This window comes from Duganella sp. SG902 (genome assembly GCF_013376005.1).
Classification (GTDB): Bacteria; Pseudomonadota; Gammaproteobacteria; order Burkholderiales; family Burkholderiaceae_D; genus Rugamonas.
The window spans coordinates 305948-320910 of the sequence record NZ_JABMJK010000001.1 but is presented as its reverse complement, the minus strand read 5'-3'; the positions used below and the strand labels follow the sequence as shown (position 1 = coordinate 320910).

The window sequence follows — 14963 nt, the reverse complement described above, 5'->3', positions numbered from 1 at the left end:
GCCCGGCCGGTCAGCGCAGCCAGGACTTGATGCTGGCCGCCATCGCCTGCGTCGAGATGCCGTAGCGGTCGTGCAGCGTGGGCAGCGCGCCGGCGTCGAGGAAGGCGTCGGGCAGGGCGATCTGGCGGAAGGCCGGCGCCACGCCCGCGCGCAGCAGGGTGCCGGCCACCGCCTCGCCGAGGCCGCCGATGGCCGAGTGGTTCTCGGCCACCACCACCAGCCGGCCGCCGCGCCGCGCCTCGCGGATCACGGTTTCCTCGTCCAGCGGCTTGATGGTGGGCGTGTGCAGCACCGCGACGTCGACCTTGTCGGCCCGCAGCGCCTGCGCCACTTCGAGCGCGCGCATGGTCAGGATGCCGCTGGAGATGATCAGCACGTCGCGGCCGTCGCGCAGCAGCTTGGCCTTGCCGAGTTCGAACTTGTAATCATACTCGTCCAGCACCAGCGGCACCTTGCCGCGCAGCAGGCGCAGGTAGACCGGTCCCTGGTGCTCGGCGATGGCCGCCACCGCCTGCTCGGTGTCCAGCGCGTCACACGGGTCGACGATGATCAGGCCAGGCACGCCCCGGAAAATCGCGATGTCCTCGGTGGCCTGGTGGCTGGGGCCGTAGCCGGTGGTCAGGCCGGGCAGGGCGCAGGCGATCTTGACGTTCAGGTTTTCCTCGGCGATCACCTGATGGATGAAGTCGTAGGCGCGGCGCGCGGCGAACACCGCGTAGGTGGTGACGAAGGGCGTGAAGCCTTCCTTGGCCATGCCGCCGGCCGCGCCCATCAGCAACTGCTCGGCCATGCCCATCTGGAAGAAGCGCTGCGGGAATTCCTGGGCGAACAGATGCAGGTCGGTGTATTTGGCCAGGTCCGCGCTCATGCCGACGATGTCCGGCCGCTGGCGGGCCAGTGCCACCAGCGCGTTGCCGAACGGCGCGCCGCGGGTGCGCTGGCCTTCGGCGGCGATCGACGCGATCATGGCCGAGGTGGTCAAACGTGGCTTGCTGATGGTGCTGTTCATGCTTGCTCTCCCGCGTGCCGCGCATCGAGGAGCGCGATGGCTTGCTGCCATTCGTCGGCCTCGACGCGGATGAAATGGTTCTTGTCGCGCTGCTCGAGGAAGGGCACGCCGGCGCCCATCAGGGTGTCGCACAGGATCACGCGCGGTTGCGGCAGCGGGTGGTCGCGCGCGGTGTCGAACGCCCGCAGCACGGCGCCGATATCGTTGCCGTTGACGCGCTGGACGAACCAGCCGAACGCTTGCCACTTGTCGGCCAGCGGCTCGAAGCCGAGGATCTTGCCCGACGGGCCGTCGGCCTGCTGGTTGTTGATGTCGACCAGCGTGATCAGGTTGCGCAGGCCGTAGTGGGCCGCCGACATCGCCGCCTCCCAGGTCGAGCCCTCGTCCAGCTCGCCGTCCGACATCGAGTTGTAGACGAAGGCGGGGTTGTTCTTCTGGCGCAGCCCCAGCGCCATGCCGACCGCGATGGACAGGCCCTGGCCGAGCGAGCCGCCGGAGATTTCCATGCCGGGCGTGTAGGTGGCCATGCCCGACATCGGCAGGCGGCTGTCGTCGCTGCCATAGGTCTCCAGCTCGGATTCGGGCAGGACGCCGGCCTCCAGCAGGGCCGCGTAGAGCGCGATCGCGTAATGGCCGTGCGACAGCAGGAAGCGGTCGCGGCCTTCCCATTCGGGTTCATCTGGCCGATAATTCAGCGCGTGCCGGTAGGCGACGGCCAGGATGTCGGCCATGCCGAGCGCCTGCCCGACGTAGCCCTGGCCCTGGACCTCGCCCATGCGCAGGGCGTAGCGGCGGATGCGATAGGCCGCCTGCCGCAGGGAGTCTGGTTTCTGCATAACTGTCTCCAATCTGGTTTGTGGTTTGACCAGACGAGTGTAGGATCAGGTGGATGAACCGTATAGCGAGTAATTTTTAGCGATAGATGAAACCAGTTCAGCGATACCGCGCCCTGCGCAAGGCTTCACTCAAGGGCTTGCAGGCCTTCGAGGCCGCGTACATGCACCGCTCGTTCGCCGCGGCGGCGCAGGAGCTGTCGATCACGGCGTCGGCCATCAGCCACTCGATCCAGACGCTGGAGGAGGCGCTGGGCACCCAGCTGTTCGAGCGCGCGCGGCGCGGCGTGGAGCCGACCGCGGAAGGCGCCCGCCTGTATGAGGTGATCCGGCGCTCGTTCGGCGACATCGACGACGAGCTGCGCACCATTCTCGATCGCGGCAGCCACCAGCAGGTGGTGACCATCCAGAGCGCGCCCAGCTTCGCGGCGATCTGGATCATGCCGCGCCTGCCGGCCTTCCTGCGCGCCCATCCCGACATCGACGTGCGGCTGTGGGCGGTCCACCAGGCGCCCGACTTTTCCAACAGCGGGGTCGACGTGGCGGTGACGTATGGCCGGCCGCCGGCGGCAGCCGGCGTCAACGTGGAGCCGATCTCGCGCGGCGAGCGTTATCTGCCGGTGTGCAGCCCGCAGCTGGTGGAGGGCTGGACGCTGCCGCTGCCGGCCAGCGATATCGAGAACTTCTACCTGATCCAGAACGACGTGTCGCTGACCTCGTGGGACGCGTGGATCGCGCGGTTCGCGCCCGCCTGCGACCGGCCGGTGCGCGGCCTGCGCCTCGATCGCGCCTTCATGACCTTGAGCGCGGCGGAGAATGGCCTGGGGATGTGCATCGAGAGCACGGTGCTGGTCCATGAGTACCTGCGCCAGGGCAGGCTGGTCTGTCCATTCGGCGAACTGGCCGTCGAGGCGACGGCCCATCATCTGGTGGTGCCGAAGAGCAGGGATGGACTGCAGGCGGTGAGGACGGTGGTGGAGTGGATCCGGGGCTTCGCCGACTTCGAAGCGCAGCCCAGAGCAACCGGGCGCTGCGCTGTCTGACGGCTGGCGGCTGGCGGCTGGCGGCTGGCGGGTCAGTGTATCAGCATGCCGCCGTTGACGTCCAGCGTGATGCCGGTGCAGTAGGCGGCCAGATCGCTGGCCAGGAACACCACCGCGCCGGCGATGTCGCTGGCCCGGCCCAGGCGCGCCAGCGGGATCTGCTCGGCGATCTCGCCCTTGCGCTCCTCGCTCAGCTTGCCCTTGATGATGTCGGTCGCGATCAGGCCGGGCGTGATGGCGTTGACGCGGATGCCTTCCGGCCCGAACTCGCGCGCCATCGCCCGGGTCAGCCCGAGCACGCCGGCCTTGGCGGCCGAGTAGTGCGGGCCGCCAAGGATGCCGCCGCCACGCTGCGCCGACACCGAGGAGGTGCAGATGATGCTGCCTTGCCCCTGCTCGCGCATGGCGGGCAGCACGGCCTGCGACATCAGCAGCGTGCCGCGCAGGCTGACGTCGAGCACGGCGTCATAGTCCGACGCGGAAATCTCCAGCGTCTTGCGCGGCTGGGTGATGCCGGCGTTGTTGAACAGGATGTCGATGCGGCCGTAGCGCGCCAGCACCGCCCGCGCGGCGGCCTCGCACTGTTCCTTGTCGGTGATGTCGGCCACCACGCCCAGGTGTTCCGGCCCCAGCTCGGCGGCCGCGCCGGCCGGATTGCTGGCCGCCAGGTCGAGGATCACGACGCGCGCCCCTTGTTCCGCCATCATGCGCGCGGTCGCGTAGCCCAGGCCGTTCACGCCGGCGCCGCCCGTCACAATGGCGATTCGATCTTTCAGTAACATGTCAGTCTCCAAAGGTTCATGTGGTGACGCCATGTTCCCCGAAGCGGGCGGGGCGGACAAACGAGGAAATCTCAAGGGAGCGCGAAAACAATTCATCCCAGCGCCCGGGTGCTTGCCTTTTTCACATTTGTGCGCCTCATCCATCAAATTGCCGGTACATTTCGGTCAAACTTCGGTTAACCACAATGGTTTTGCGTTCTGGCGCAATTTAATATGCCGGCCAAGACAATTGCATGCCGGCTGGCATGCGCCAAAACATTCCTGTCACCCGGAGACATCGTCCACAAGAAGGACGATCAGTACCGCGCCCGCCACCCAGGCAAGCAGAGCCGAATAGCGTCCATCGCTGCCGATCGCGGTTGCCCGGCGTTTCAGTTTTTTTAAGAGGATAAATCCATGAGCCCATCCAATAACAACAATACGGAAGCGGCCACCAAGGGCCGGCGTTTCTCCCGGCGCAAGTTCATCGGGGCGGCGGTCGGCGCCGCGGCGGTGTGGGGCGGCTATTCCGTGCTGTTCGGCGGCCAGTTCCGTGCCGACAAGGCCGATCGCAAGGTCGACGTGCTGCTGATTGGCGGCGGCATCATGAGCGCCACCCTCGGCGTCTACCTGGCCGAGCTGGAGCCAAGCTGGACCTTCGAAGTGTTCGAGCGCCTCGACAAGGTGGCGGAGGAAAGCTCCAACGGCTGGAACAACGCCGGCACCGGCCACTCGGCGCTGTGCGAACTGAACTACACGCCGATGGACGACAAGGGCAAGGTGCAGATTTCCAAGGCGGTCGAGATCAACGAGAATTTCCAGATCTCGCGCCAGTTCTGGTCGCATCAGGTGCGCAAGGGCCTGCTAGGCAACCCGCGCGAATTCATCAATTCGACGCCGCATATGAATCTGGTGTTTGGCGAGGAGAATCGCGAGTTCATCCGCAAACGGGTCGAGGCGCTGAAGGCGTCGCCGCTGTTCGCCGGCATGGAAATGACGACCGACCCGGTCAAGATCAAGGAGTGGATCCCGATCATGATGGAGGGCCGCAAGCCGGAGGAGGTGGTGACCGCCACCCGTTCGCCGCTGGGCACCGACGTCAACCTGGGCGCGATCACGCGCCAGTTCTACCAGCACCTCAACCAACGCGGCGTGACGATTACGACCGGCCACGAGGTGCGCTCGATCACGCGCAACGACGATGGCAGCTGGCGCGTGTCCGCCTTCGACATCCGCGACAAAGCCAAGGTGCGCACGATCGACGCGCGCCACATCTTCATCGGCGCGGGCGGCGCGGCGCTGCCGCTGCTGCAGTTGTCGGGCATTCCGGAGGCCAAGCAATACGGCGGTTTCCCGGTGGGCGGCGAATTCCTGGTGACCGAGAATCCGCAGATCACCTCGCGCCACCTGGCGAAGGTGTACGGCCTGGCCGACACCGGCTCGCCGCCGATGTCGGTGCCGCACCTGGACACCCGCGTGTTGGATGGCAAAACGGTGCTGCTGTTCGGCCCGTTCGCCACCTGGTCCAGCAAATACCTGAAACACGGCTCCTACTTCGACATGGCGAAGGCGACCACGCCCTCGAACATCATCCCGCAGCTGCAGGTCGGCATGCATGAATTCGCGCTGGTCAAATACCTCGCGCAGCAGCTGGAGCTGTCCAAGGAGGAAAAAATGGCCGCGCTGCGCCGCTACATGCCGGAGGCCAAGGACGAGGATTGGCGCTTGTGGCAGGCCGGCCAGCGCGTGCAGATCATCAAGAACGTGCCGGGCCAGGGCGGCGTGCTGAAGCTGGGCACCGAGGTGGTGGTGTCCGCCGACCGCTCGGTGTCGGCCTTGCTGGGCGCCTCGCCGGGCGGCTCGACCTCGCCAGCCATCATGCTGTCGCTGCTGGAGAAGGTTTTCCCGGACCGCATGAAGACCGCCGCCTGGCGCGACAAGATCCACGAGATCGTGCCGACCTACGGGAAAAAGCTGAACGACAACCCGGACCTGCTGGCGGCCGAATGGGCCAGCACCGCGGAGACCTTGCAACTGGCGATCGCGTCGCCCAGCCTGGACGGTTTCGCCCCGGCCGCCCCCGCCACCGAAAAACCGGGCGAGGTGAAGAAAGTGCCGGACATCGCGCTGTAATCCTGGCTGGCGATGGCCAATGAAAAAAGGGCAGCCGTCGAGGCTGCCCTTTTCTATTTCACCGCTCAGTTGGAGTAGAGCAGGCCGCGGCCGGTGCCGCTGATGTAGATCCGGCCGTAGCTGTTCCAGTCCGCCGCCATCACGCCGATGCCGCCGAACTGGTGGGCGTCGTCGTTGAAGCGCGTCCAGCTGGCGCCGCCATCGTCGGAGCGGTACACGCCCCACACGCCGTTGACCACGCCCACCACGTACACCGCCGCCGAGTAGCTGGCGCCGGGCGCCGCCTTGCCGAGCGCGATCAGGCTGGCGCCCGAGGTGCCGCCGCTGGTGGCGAAGTTGTTGAGCTTGGTCCAGGTCGCGCCCGAGTCGAGCGAGTGGTACACGGTGTTGCCGTCGGCCAGCCAGAGGTCGCCCTCGGCGTTGGGGTTGACCGCCATCGAGGTCGCCCCCCAGGCGTTGGGCGCCAGGTTGGCCGCCACCGAGCCCTGGCTGAGCGTGAAGCTGTGGCCGCCATCGGTGGAGACGTACAGCTTGCCCGGCGTGGCCCACGTCGCGCCGCCCGAATCGTAGGCGTAGACCTTGTTCGGATTCTTGCGGTCCGCCGCCAGGCGGTAACCGCGATCCCAGTTTTGTCCGACCACGGCCAGCGCCGGCAGGTTGGTGGCGGTCCAGCTGGCGCCGTTGTTGGTGCTGTACGAGGGCACCGAGTTGGCCGGCGCCCAGATGATGTTGCCACGCGAGGGCACCGCGATGTTGCCGGCCGCGCCGGTGTTGGCCTGGGCGCCGGCGGGCAGGGTGGCGAAGTTCGACCAGGTCTTGCCGCCGTCGCCGGACCAGAAGCCGAAGCCGCCCGCGCCCGACCAGTTGGCCACGCCGGCGCCGGCGATGTACAGCGGATCGGACCAGGCCATGTCGGCGGCGTTGCCGTTGCTCCAGTTGGCGGTCGGGCCCATGGTCGGCTTGACGCTCAGGTCGGTCTGCAGCCAGGTGCCGATGTCGCCGGCGCTGTTGATGAACTTGTACGGCGCGCCGGCCGGCGGCGTCACCAGCGACAGCGTGGCGGTCTCCTCGATGTTGGTGATCGCGCCGCTCCAGCTTGGCGTGGCCGAGGAGGCGTTGCGGGTCTCGACGATGCCGCCGCCGTGCACGTGCAGGATGTGGTCGCGGTTGGATGGATCGATCTCGACGTCGTCCACCCAGCCGGAGGCGATCTCGCCCGGCATGGTGGCCTCGATCTCGCGCCAGGTCTTGCCGCCGTCGTCGGACAGCTGCACGATCTGCTGGCCGGCCCAGTTGCCCCAGGAGTTGGTCACGCCCAGCGCGATGCGGGTGGTCGCGCCGCTGCCCTGGACCGACACGCCGCCCAGGCCGAAGTTGGTGCCGCCGGCCGGGTCCTCGCTCTTGAGCAGGGTCCAGTTGCTGCCGTCGAACTTGTAGAAGCGTCCGGGGCCGCCGGCGCCCGGTCCGGCGTCCTTGGTGAACACCACGTAGAACATGCCGTCGGCCGCGCGCACCATGTGCGGGATGTGGTAGCCGGTCACCGGCGTCGTCACCGGGGTCCAGCTGGCGCCGCCGTTGGTGGATTTGTACAGGTTGGCGCTCAGGCCGGCCACGCTGGCGTAGTCGGGCGCGATGGCGGCGTAGATGGTCGGGGTGGCCGTGCCGCCGCCCTTGGTGCCGGTGTCGTACACCACCACCTCCACGCCCATCGCGCTGCCGCCCACGGCGTTGACCTGGTCCTGCGTCATGACGGCGGAGGACAGCGACGTCACCTGACTCCAGCTCTGGCCCGAGTTCACGCTCTTCCACAGGCCGGCCGTGCGCGAGCCGTAGAACAAGGTCGAGGGTTTGTTGGGATCGACCATCAGGCGTTCGCCCATGGCGCGGCCGCCGTTGTTGCCGCCCACCGGGAACGGCAGGTCGACGTGGGTCCAGTGGTCGCCGCGGTCGCTGGAGAGGTAGAGGCGGCCGTTGCCTTCAAACGTGTACATGCCGGTCGCCATGTAGACCAACTGGTCGTTGTTCGGATCGAGGGCGATGCTTTCGATGCCGTGGTATTTGCTCTCGGCGGCGCCGAAGCCCAGGCCGTCGGTGATCGGCGTCCAGGACGCCGCGGCCTGGTTCCAGCGATAGGCGCCGCCGATGTCGGTGCGCGCGTACAGCAGGTTGGCGGTGGTCGGATGGAAGATCAGGCCGCTGACATAGCCGCCGCCGCCCCATTTCACGCTGTTCCAGGTGGCGGCCGCCGTCGGTGTCGGGGTGGTCGGGGTGGTGGGCGTGGTCGGCGTGGTTGGGGTGGTTGGCGTGGTGGGTGTGGTCGGCGTGGTCGTGGTCGGCGGCGTGACCACCGTATCTGACGCGACGACGGGCGCCGAGCCGCCGCCGCCGCCGCAGCCCGCAAGTGCCAGCATGGCTGACAAGCTGACCAGGCGGAAAACTTGCGTTTTCAGGTGTGGCGATTGTCTCCGGATACGCATTTGCTCCTCCCAAACTTATAGTGATCGGTGCAGCATACGGAGGCCCCATTGGCGTCGCAATTACGAAAAAAGCCAATTCCCTGAACGAAATTTATTACCCCGCGGCACGCTCCCTGACGATGCCGCGGTACACCAGCACGGTGGCGATCAGGCTGATGGTGGCGGCCCCCGCCATCCAGTAGCCGGGCGCCGCCTTGTCGCCGCTTGCCTCGATCAGCCAGGTCGACAACAGCGGCGTCAGGCCGCCGAACAGGGCGGTGGCCAGGCTGTAGGCCAGCGAGAAGCCGGTGGTGCGCACCTGGGCCGGGATGATTTCGGTCAGGGCGACGATGGTGGCGCCGTTGTAGCTGCCGTACAGGAAGGACAGCCACAGTTCCACCATCACCATATGGCCGAAGCTGGGGTTGGCGATCAGCCATGACAGCGCCGGATAGGCGGTCAGCGCCGTCAGCGACGCGCAGGCCACCATCACCGGCCAGCGGCCGACGCGGTCCGACAGCGCCCCCATCACCGGCAGCCAGATGAAGTTCGACACGCCCACGCACAGGGTGACCAGCAGGGCGTCCCCGGTGCTCAGCTTGAGCACGCTCTTGCCGAAGGTGGGCGTGTACACGGTGATCATGTAGAACGCCACCGTGGTCAGCACCACCAGCATGGCGCCCACCGTCACCAGCGGCCAGTTGACGGCGATGGTGCGCATCATCTGGCGGAAGGTCGGATGGCTTTTCTGCGCCAGGTAGGCCTCGGTTTCCTGCAGCGAGCGGCGGATGTAGAACACCACCGGGATGATCGAGCAGCCGATGAAGAACGGGATGCGCCAGCCCCAGTCGGCGATCACCTCCCCGGGCATGGCGTGGTTGAGGCCATAGCCCAGCGCGGCGGAAAAGATTACCGCCACCTGCTGGCTGGCCGATTGCCAGCTCACATAGAAGCCCTTGTTGCCCGGCGTGGCCATCTCCGACAGATAGACCGACACGCCGCCCAGCTCCACGCCGGCCGAGAAACCCTGCAGCAGGCGGCCGATCAACACCAGCAGCGGCGCCAGCAGGCCGATGGTGGCGTAGCCGGGCACGAAGGCGATCAGCGCCGTGCCGGAGGCCATGATGCCCAGCGTCAGCACCAGCCCCTTGCGGCGGCCGATGCGGTCGATATAGCTGCCGAGGAAGATGGCGCCCAGCGGCCGCATGAAGAAGCCGGCGCCAAAGGTGGCGAAGGTCATCATCAGCGCCGCGTACTCGCTGGCGGCCGGGAAGAAGTCGTACATCTCGATGAAGTTGCCGCTGGTGACGCGGATGACGGCGCCCAGCCTGGAGGGCTGGCGTGGCGGCGCCGTGGCGGCGTGACGGGGGGCGGTGGCGGTGGAGTGCGTGTTCATGATGCGCTTTCTGAAAAAATGGTCAATGTGGCGCCGTGACCGGCTCCAGGCCGGTGGCCTCGATGGCGGCGGCGTTCGCGGGCGAGGCCAGGAAGCGCAGCAGGGCGCGCGCGGCCTGCGGCTGGCTGGCGCCGCGCACCACCGCGCCGGCGAACTGCGTGCGCAGCTGCACCTCCGGCGGGATCAGGCCGACCACGTCGATGCCGGCCACCGGCTGCAGTTCGCTGCGCTGCTGGCAGCCGAAATCGGCCTCGCCGTGGGCGATGATCTCGCCCACCGGGGTGGCGGGAATCTGCGCCGCCTTGCCCTCCATCTGCTGGCGGATGCCCAGCTTGTCGAGCAGCTGGCGCTTGATGTATTCGCCGCTGGCGCTGTCGGAATAGGCCACGCGGCGCGCGCTCAGAAAGGCCTGGCGCAGGCCGTCGACGGTGCCGATGTCGGGCCGCGCCGCGCCATGGCGCACGGCGCAGGCGATCGGCGAGTCGGCCAGCACCACCTTGCTGCCCGGTTCCAGGCGGCCCTCGGCCATCAGCCGGTCGAGCGCCTCGCCCACCATGATGACCACGTCGATCGGCTCGCCCCGGGCCAGGCGCGCCGGGATGGCGTTGCTGGTCGTGCCCATCGACGGCCCCCACGCGGACACCAGATGGTCGCCGCTGGCGCGCTCGTAAGGGGCGGACAAGTCCTTGTAGGCCTGGGCGAAGCCGCCCGAGCTGACGACGCGCAGCTCGGCGGCCGGGGCCATGCCGCTCAGCGTCAGCGCCAAGGCGGCCAGCGCCGCCAGCGTGCCGTGTTTGAGGTGATGTGGTCGCATAAGAACTCCTTGTTTGCGTTAAAACTTTTGCATGAGGCCGACCGTCAGGCCGCTGCCGTGGCGGTCGTTGGGACGGGTGCCGGTCTGGCCGGCGGCGTCGCCGCGCCAGGTGGTGTAATCGGCTTCGGCGTAGGCGGTGGTGCGTGGCGCCAGCGTTTTTTCGAGAAACAGGAAGGCGCGGTCGAAGCCGTCGTCGCGCAGGCCGGTGGCCTCGCGCCGCACGCTGTACCAGGCGGTGGTGGCCAGCAGGCCGGCCACGATCTCGCGGCTGACGCCGGCCGACAGCACACGCTGGCTGACCGTCTTGCCGGCGCCGGTGTCCGCCTTGTTGCGCGCGGCATTGCCCTTGAACTGCCAGCCGTCGACGCGCAGCGCCGCGCCCAGCGTCCAGGCGTCCAGCGGCAAGCCTTCGCGGCTGCGGAATTGCGAGGTGGCCCCGGACACCACCCAGTCAGGCCGCTGATAGGCCAGCGCCACGCCGTGCGCGGAGCCGGCGCTGCTGTCGCCCGCCACCTCGCCGAATGACCAGGCGGCGCGCGCCTGCCACGAGCCGATGGTGGCGGTGTATTTGAGGGTGTTGTCGAGGCGGTAGAAGTTGTCGTTGTAGCCGCTGGGGCCGTACTGCCGGCCGAAGGAATGGGTGCCGAAGGCGGTGTTGCTCAAGCCGGCGATGTTGACGTTGGGGTTGAAGCTGGCGTCGCGCTTGCCGAGCGGATCGACGCTGATCAGGGCGTCCGACAGCAGATTGGTCTGGCGGCCCGCCGCCAGCGTGCCGTAGGGCGTTTCCAGTCCCGCCCACGCCTGCCGGTCGAACAGGCGGTCGCTCTTGGCCGAGGCGCCGGTGTCGGCGTTGACGCCGCCCTCCAACCGCACCAGCGCGGCCCAGCCGCCGCCCAGCGCTTCGCGGCCGCGCAGGCCCCAGCGGCTGGTTTCATTGACGCCGCTGCTGACGGCGCCGCTACGGTCGGCCGTGGGGGTGTTGTTGGCGCCGAGGCCGTTGCTGCCGCGCACGCCGACATCGACGATGCCGTACAGGCTGATGCCGGTCTGGGCCGGGCAGGCGCCGCTGGCGATGAGCAGGGCGGTGAGGGCGCAGGAATGGCGCATGCTGTCTCCTTGAGGACGGCCTTCTTGATGAGGCTGGTTGTTGAGTGGAGGGATGATGCGCCAAATGGCATAATTTGATAATCGCAATTTTTACGTGGATTAATGCACCATGCGCATCAATTATGATTTGCACGATCTGCACGCCTTCGTCGCTGTGGCCGAACGCGCCAGCTTCCGCCAGGCCGCCGCCGACCTGTTCCTGTCGCAGTCGGCGCTGAGCCGGCGCATCGAGAAGCTGGAGGAGGGGCTGGGCGTCAAGCTGTTCGAGCGCACCACCCGGCGCGTGCAGCTGACCAACGTGGGCCAGACCTTCCTGGTGAACGTGCGCACCGCGCTCGACGGCCTGGAGGACGCGGTGCTGGGCGTGGCCGACCTGGCCGCTCACCGCACCGGCACGGTGACCCTGGCCTGCGTGCCGTCGGCCGTGTGGCATTTCCTGCCGGAGGTGTTGAAGCAGTTCAGCGCGCGCTTCCCGCGCATCCGCGTGCGCGTGCACGACGAGAGCGCGCAGGACGTGCTGAACCTGGTGCTGGCCGGGGAGGCCGATTTCGGCATCAATTTCACCGGCGCGGAAGATCCGGAAATCGTGTTCGAGCCGATTTACGTGGAGCGCTACGTGCTGGCCATGCGGCGCGACCACCCGCTGGCGCGCCGCAAGACGCTGAGCTGGAAGGATACGGTGGGCGAGCGCTACATCTCGGTCGCCAAATCCAGCGGCAACCGCAGCGTGATCGACGCCGCCCTGGCCGGGGTGGAAAAGCACCCGCTGATTTTTTGCGAGGTCAACCACGTCTCCGGCGTGCTGGCGCTGGTCGAGGCGGGCATGGGCGTGGCGGCCGTGCCCGGCCTGTCGGTGCTGCCGGGACGGCCGGACGGCATCGTCGGCGTGCCGCTGGTGAACCCGTCGATCCAGCGCACCCTGGGCCTGATCAGCAAGCGCAACCACAGCATGTCGCCGGCCGCGCGCACCCTGTTCGAGATGCTGGCCGCGGCCCTGCCCAAGAAAAAACGCCGTCCCGCCGCGCCGGCGTGAGCCGGCCTAGCGGCAGCCCGGCAACGCCACCTCGAGCGCGGTGGCGCCGGCCACCACGCGCACGCCCGGCTTGGCCGGGGCGGCGGCGCAGCGCACCACGAAAGCCTGTTCGCGGCGCATGCCGGGGAAGCCGCCCTGCCATGGCGCGATGGACAGCTTGGCGCCAGCCTGGTTCCAGCTGAGGCGGCGGGTGGCGTATTCGCCGTTGGTGTAGCCTGGGCCGTCGCCGGCGTCGTCATACAGCTCGAAGCTGCCATCCTGGCCCGGATAGACGCGCAGCTCGATCGGCTGCTCGCTCTTCTGGTCGGCGTATTGCACGTCCGGGCCCAGCGGCAGGATGCTGCCGGCGCGCGCGAACAGCGGGATGGTGGCGATATCGGCCTTGGCCGCCACCACCTTGCCGCCGGCGTAGCGCTTGCCGGTGTGGAAGTCGAACCAGTCGGTCTTGGCCGGCAGGTAGACGGTGCGCACGTCGGTGTTGGGCGTCATCACCGGCGCCACCAGCAGCGCCTTGCCGAACATGTACTGGTCGCCGGTGGCGACGGCCTGGGCGTCGGCGCGGAAATCCATCGCCAACGCGCGCATCATGGTGCCGTGGCGGCTGGTGACGTCCCACGAGGCCGAATAAATGTACGGCAGCAGGCGGTAGCGCAGCTGCGTGGTGTCGCGCAGGATTTTCTGCGTGGCGGCGTTGAAGCGCCAGATTTCCTTCGACTCGCCGGTGCCGTGCACGCGGAACATCGGGTTGAACGCGCCGAACTGGTACCAGCGCGTGTACAGCTCGGCATAGGCCGGATCGGCCGGATCGCCGCCGAAGAAGCCGCCGATGTCGGCCGACCAGTAGGGGATGCCGCTCAGCGTGAAGTTGAGCGCGGCCGGCAGCTGCATGCGGAACACCTCCCAGGTGCCCATGGTGTCGCCGGACCAGGTGAGGGCGGCGTTGCGCTGCTGTCCGGCGTAGGCCGAACGGGTCAGGATGAACGGGCGCTTGGACGGCGCGTCTTTCGTGGTGCCCTCGAACACGGCGCTGGTGTGCAGCAGCGGGTAGGCGTTGTACACCTGCTTGCCCGGACCGGCGGCGGTGGTCACCTCGCGCATCTGGCCCGGCCAGCCGCCCAGTTCGGCCTCGCTGGCGTCCAGCCACCAGCCGTCCCAGCCGGCCTTGCCGAGCGAACGGCTGATCTGCTCCCAGTACAGCTTGCGGCCGGCCGGCGCGTAGGCGTCATACCAGTAGCCCTTGCCCGCCGGGTAGACGTTGTTGTACAGCGTGGGATACATGGCGCCGGCCGCCTGCAGCTCGGCGCCGTTGCGGGTGCCGGCGTCGAACCGGGCCCAGACCGAAATGATGGCGTGCACGTTCTGCGCGTGCAACTGGTCGACCATGCCTTTCGGGTCCGGGAAGCGCGCCGGGTCCATCTGATGGTCGCCCCAGGCGCCCGGCTGCCAGTACTGCCAGTCCTGCACCACGGCGTCCAGCGGCACCTTCATCTGGCGGTAGCGCGCGGCCACGCCCAGCAGCTCGGCCTGGGTCTTGTAATGCTCCTTGGATTGCCACAGGCCCCAGGTCCAGCGCGCCATCATGGGCGCGCGGCCGGTCAGCTCGCGGTAGCCGGCCACCACCTGGTCCAGTTCCGGGCCGAGGATGAAGTGGTAATCGACGCCCTGGCCGGCCTCGGAGCGGATGCTGACCGGGTGGTGGCCGGCCGGCAGGCCGACTTCGACCTCGGTGACGGCGGCGTTGTTCCACAGGATGCCAAAGCCGTCCGGCGTGGTCAGCAGCGGCACCGCGACGTCGCGGTTGACCTGCTGCAGGCGCACCGTGTTGCCGCGATAGTCGAACTTGCCGTTCTGGTGCTGGCCCAGTCCAAACACCGGGCCGGAATAGTCAAACCCCTGGGTGACGCCGTCCTGGCGGATGTCGCGTCCGGACTCGGCCAGCAGCAGCTTGCCTTGCGCGTCAAGGAAACTGAGCTTGCCGCTGTCGCGCGCCACGCGCACTTGCAGGGCCGGCGTGGCCAGCTGGTAGTACTCCGGCGTTTCCGTCACGCGCCAGTCCACCTTGCCCGGCTGGGCGATCACGGCCGGGTTGTAGTTGCCATCCCAGCCGCTGGCCGGGCCCGCCAGCACGTGGACGATGCGGTCGCTCCACGGCTCGATCCGCAACCTCCCCTGCGCCGTCGTCAGCAGCAGGCCGCGCGCGCCCTGGGTGGCGGCCTGCACGGCCGGCGCGGGCGCCTCGGCGTAGGCGGGCAGGGACGCCGCGCACAGCGACGACAGGGCGAGCGCGACGGCGGCGCGCAGCAGGGATTTCGTCATGATAATTCCTTAAATGAAAGGTAACGGAATCGGGATTCTAGCGATTCGGCGCCGCGCCGCCA

Annotated in this window: 11 protein-coding genes; 3 read left to right on the top strand and 8 right to left on the bottom strand. The window is 68.2% G+C overall.

The genetic code is table 11. The features are described from left to right. Positions 1-10: 10 nt before the first annotated feature. Both FHW83_RS01280 and FHW83_RS01275 read right to left on the bottom strand, forming a co-directional pair. On the bottom strand, positions 11-1009 hold the full coding sequence (locus FHW83_RS01280) for a transketolase family protein (protein WP_176644564.1): 999 nt from the start codon (positions 1007-1009) through the stop codon (positions 11-13). Continuing rightward, the gene (locus FHW83_RS01275; RefSeq protein ID WP_176644563.1) at positions 1006-1845 is read right to left on the bottom strand and encodes a transketolase; all 840 of its coding nucleotides are present in this window, start codon (positions 1843-1845) and stop codon (positions 1006-1008) included. Before FHW83_RS01275 ends, FHW83_RS01280 begins: the two co-directional genes overlap by 4 nt. Positions 1846-1931: 86 nt before the next feature. On the opposite strand from FHW83_RS01275, the gene FHW83_RS01270 reads away from it, so the two are divergent. Further along, positions 1932-2885, top strand: a complete 954-nt coding sequence (locus FHW83_RS01270) for a LysR substrate-binding domain-containing protein (RefSeq protein WP_176644562.1) — start codon at positions 1932-1934, stop codon at positions 2883-2885. A 32-nt stretch (positions 2886-2917) separates the two neighbouring features. Here the strand turns inward: FHW83_RS01270 and FHW83_RS01265 are convergent, their stop codons facing one another. After that, entirely contained in the window at positions 2918-3667 is a 750-nt protein-coding gene (locus tag FHW83_RS01265; RefSeq protein WP_176644561.1) for an SDR family NAD(P)-dependent oxidoreductase, read from the bottom strand. Positions 3668-4063: 396 nt separating this feature from the next. Between FHW83_RS01265 and mqo the strand changes: the two genes are divergently transcribed. Then, positions 4064-5779, top strand: coding sequence for a malate dehydrogenase (quinone) (gene mqo, locus FHW83_RS01260; protein WP_176644560.1), 1716 nt, complete (start codon positions 4064-4066; stop codon positions 5777-5779). Between the two features lie 65 nt (positions 5780-5844). Here mqo and FHW83_RS01255 read toward each other — a convergent pair whose 3' ends face one another. From FHW83_RS01255 to FHW83_RS01240, 4 genes are all read right to left on the bottom strand, one after another. Then, positions 5845-8256, bottom strand: a complete 2412-nt coding sequence (locus tag FHW83_RS01255) for a sialidase family protein (protein WP_229223969.1) — start codon at positions 8254-8256, stop codon at positions 5845-5847. A gap of 94 nt (positions 8257-8350) precedes the next feature. Next, positions 8351-9631 carry an MFS transporter gene (locus FHW83_RS01250; protein WP_176644559.1) on the bottom strand — a complete coding sequence of 427 codons (1281 nt, stop codon included), beginning with the start codon at positions 9629-9631 and terminating at the stop codon, positions 8351-8353. 22 nt (positions 9632-9653) lie between these two features. Further along, entirely contained in the window at positions 9654-10445 is a 792-nt protein-coding gene (locus FHW83_RS01245; protein WP_176644558.1) for a substrate-binding domain-containing protein, read from the bottom strand. 18 nt (positions 10446-10463) lie between these two features. Further along, positions 10464-11552, bottom strand: coding sequence for a porin (locus FHW83_RS01240; RefSeq protein ID WP_176644557.1), 1089 nt, complete (start codon positions 11550-11552; stop codon positions 10464-10466). Between the two features lie 109 nt (positions 11553-11661). On the opposite strand from FHW83_RS01240, the gene FHW83_RS01235 reads away from it, so the two are divergent. Further along, complete coding sequence (locus tag FHW83_RS01235) at positions 11662-12585, top strand: LysR family transcriptional regulator (protein ID WP_176644556.1); 924 nt, start codon at positions 11662-11664, stop codon at positions 12583-12585. Between the two features lie 6 nt (positions 12586-12591). On the opposite strand, the gene FHW83_RS01230 is transcribed toward FHW83_RS01235, so the two are convergent. Then, positions 12592-14901 (bottom strand): glycoside hydrolase family 31 protein, encoded by a 2310-nt coding sequence (locus tag FHW83_RS01230; protein ID WP_176644555.1) that lies wholly within the window; start codon positions 14899-14901, stop codon positions 12592-12594. Between the last annotated feature and the right edge of the window lie 62 nt (positions 14902-14963).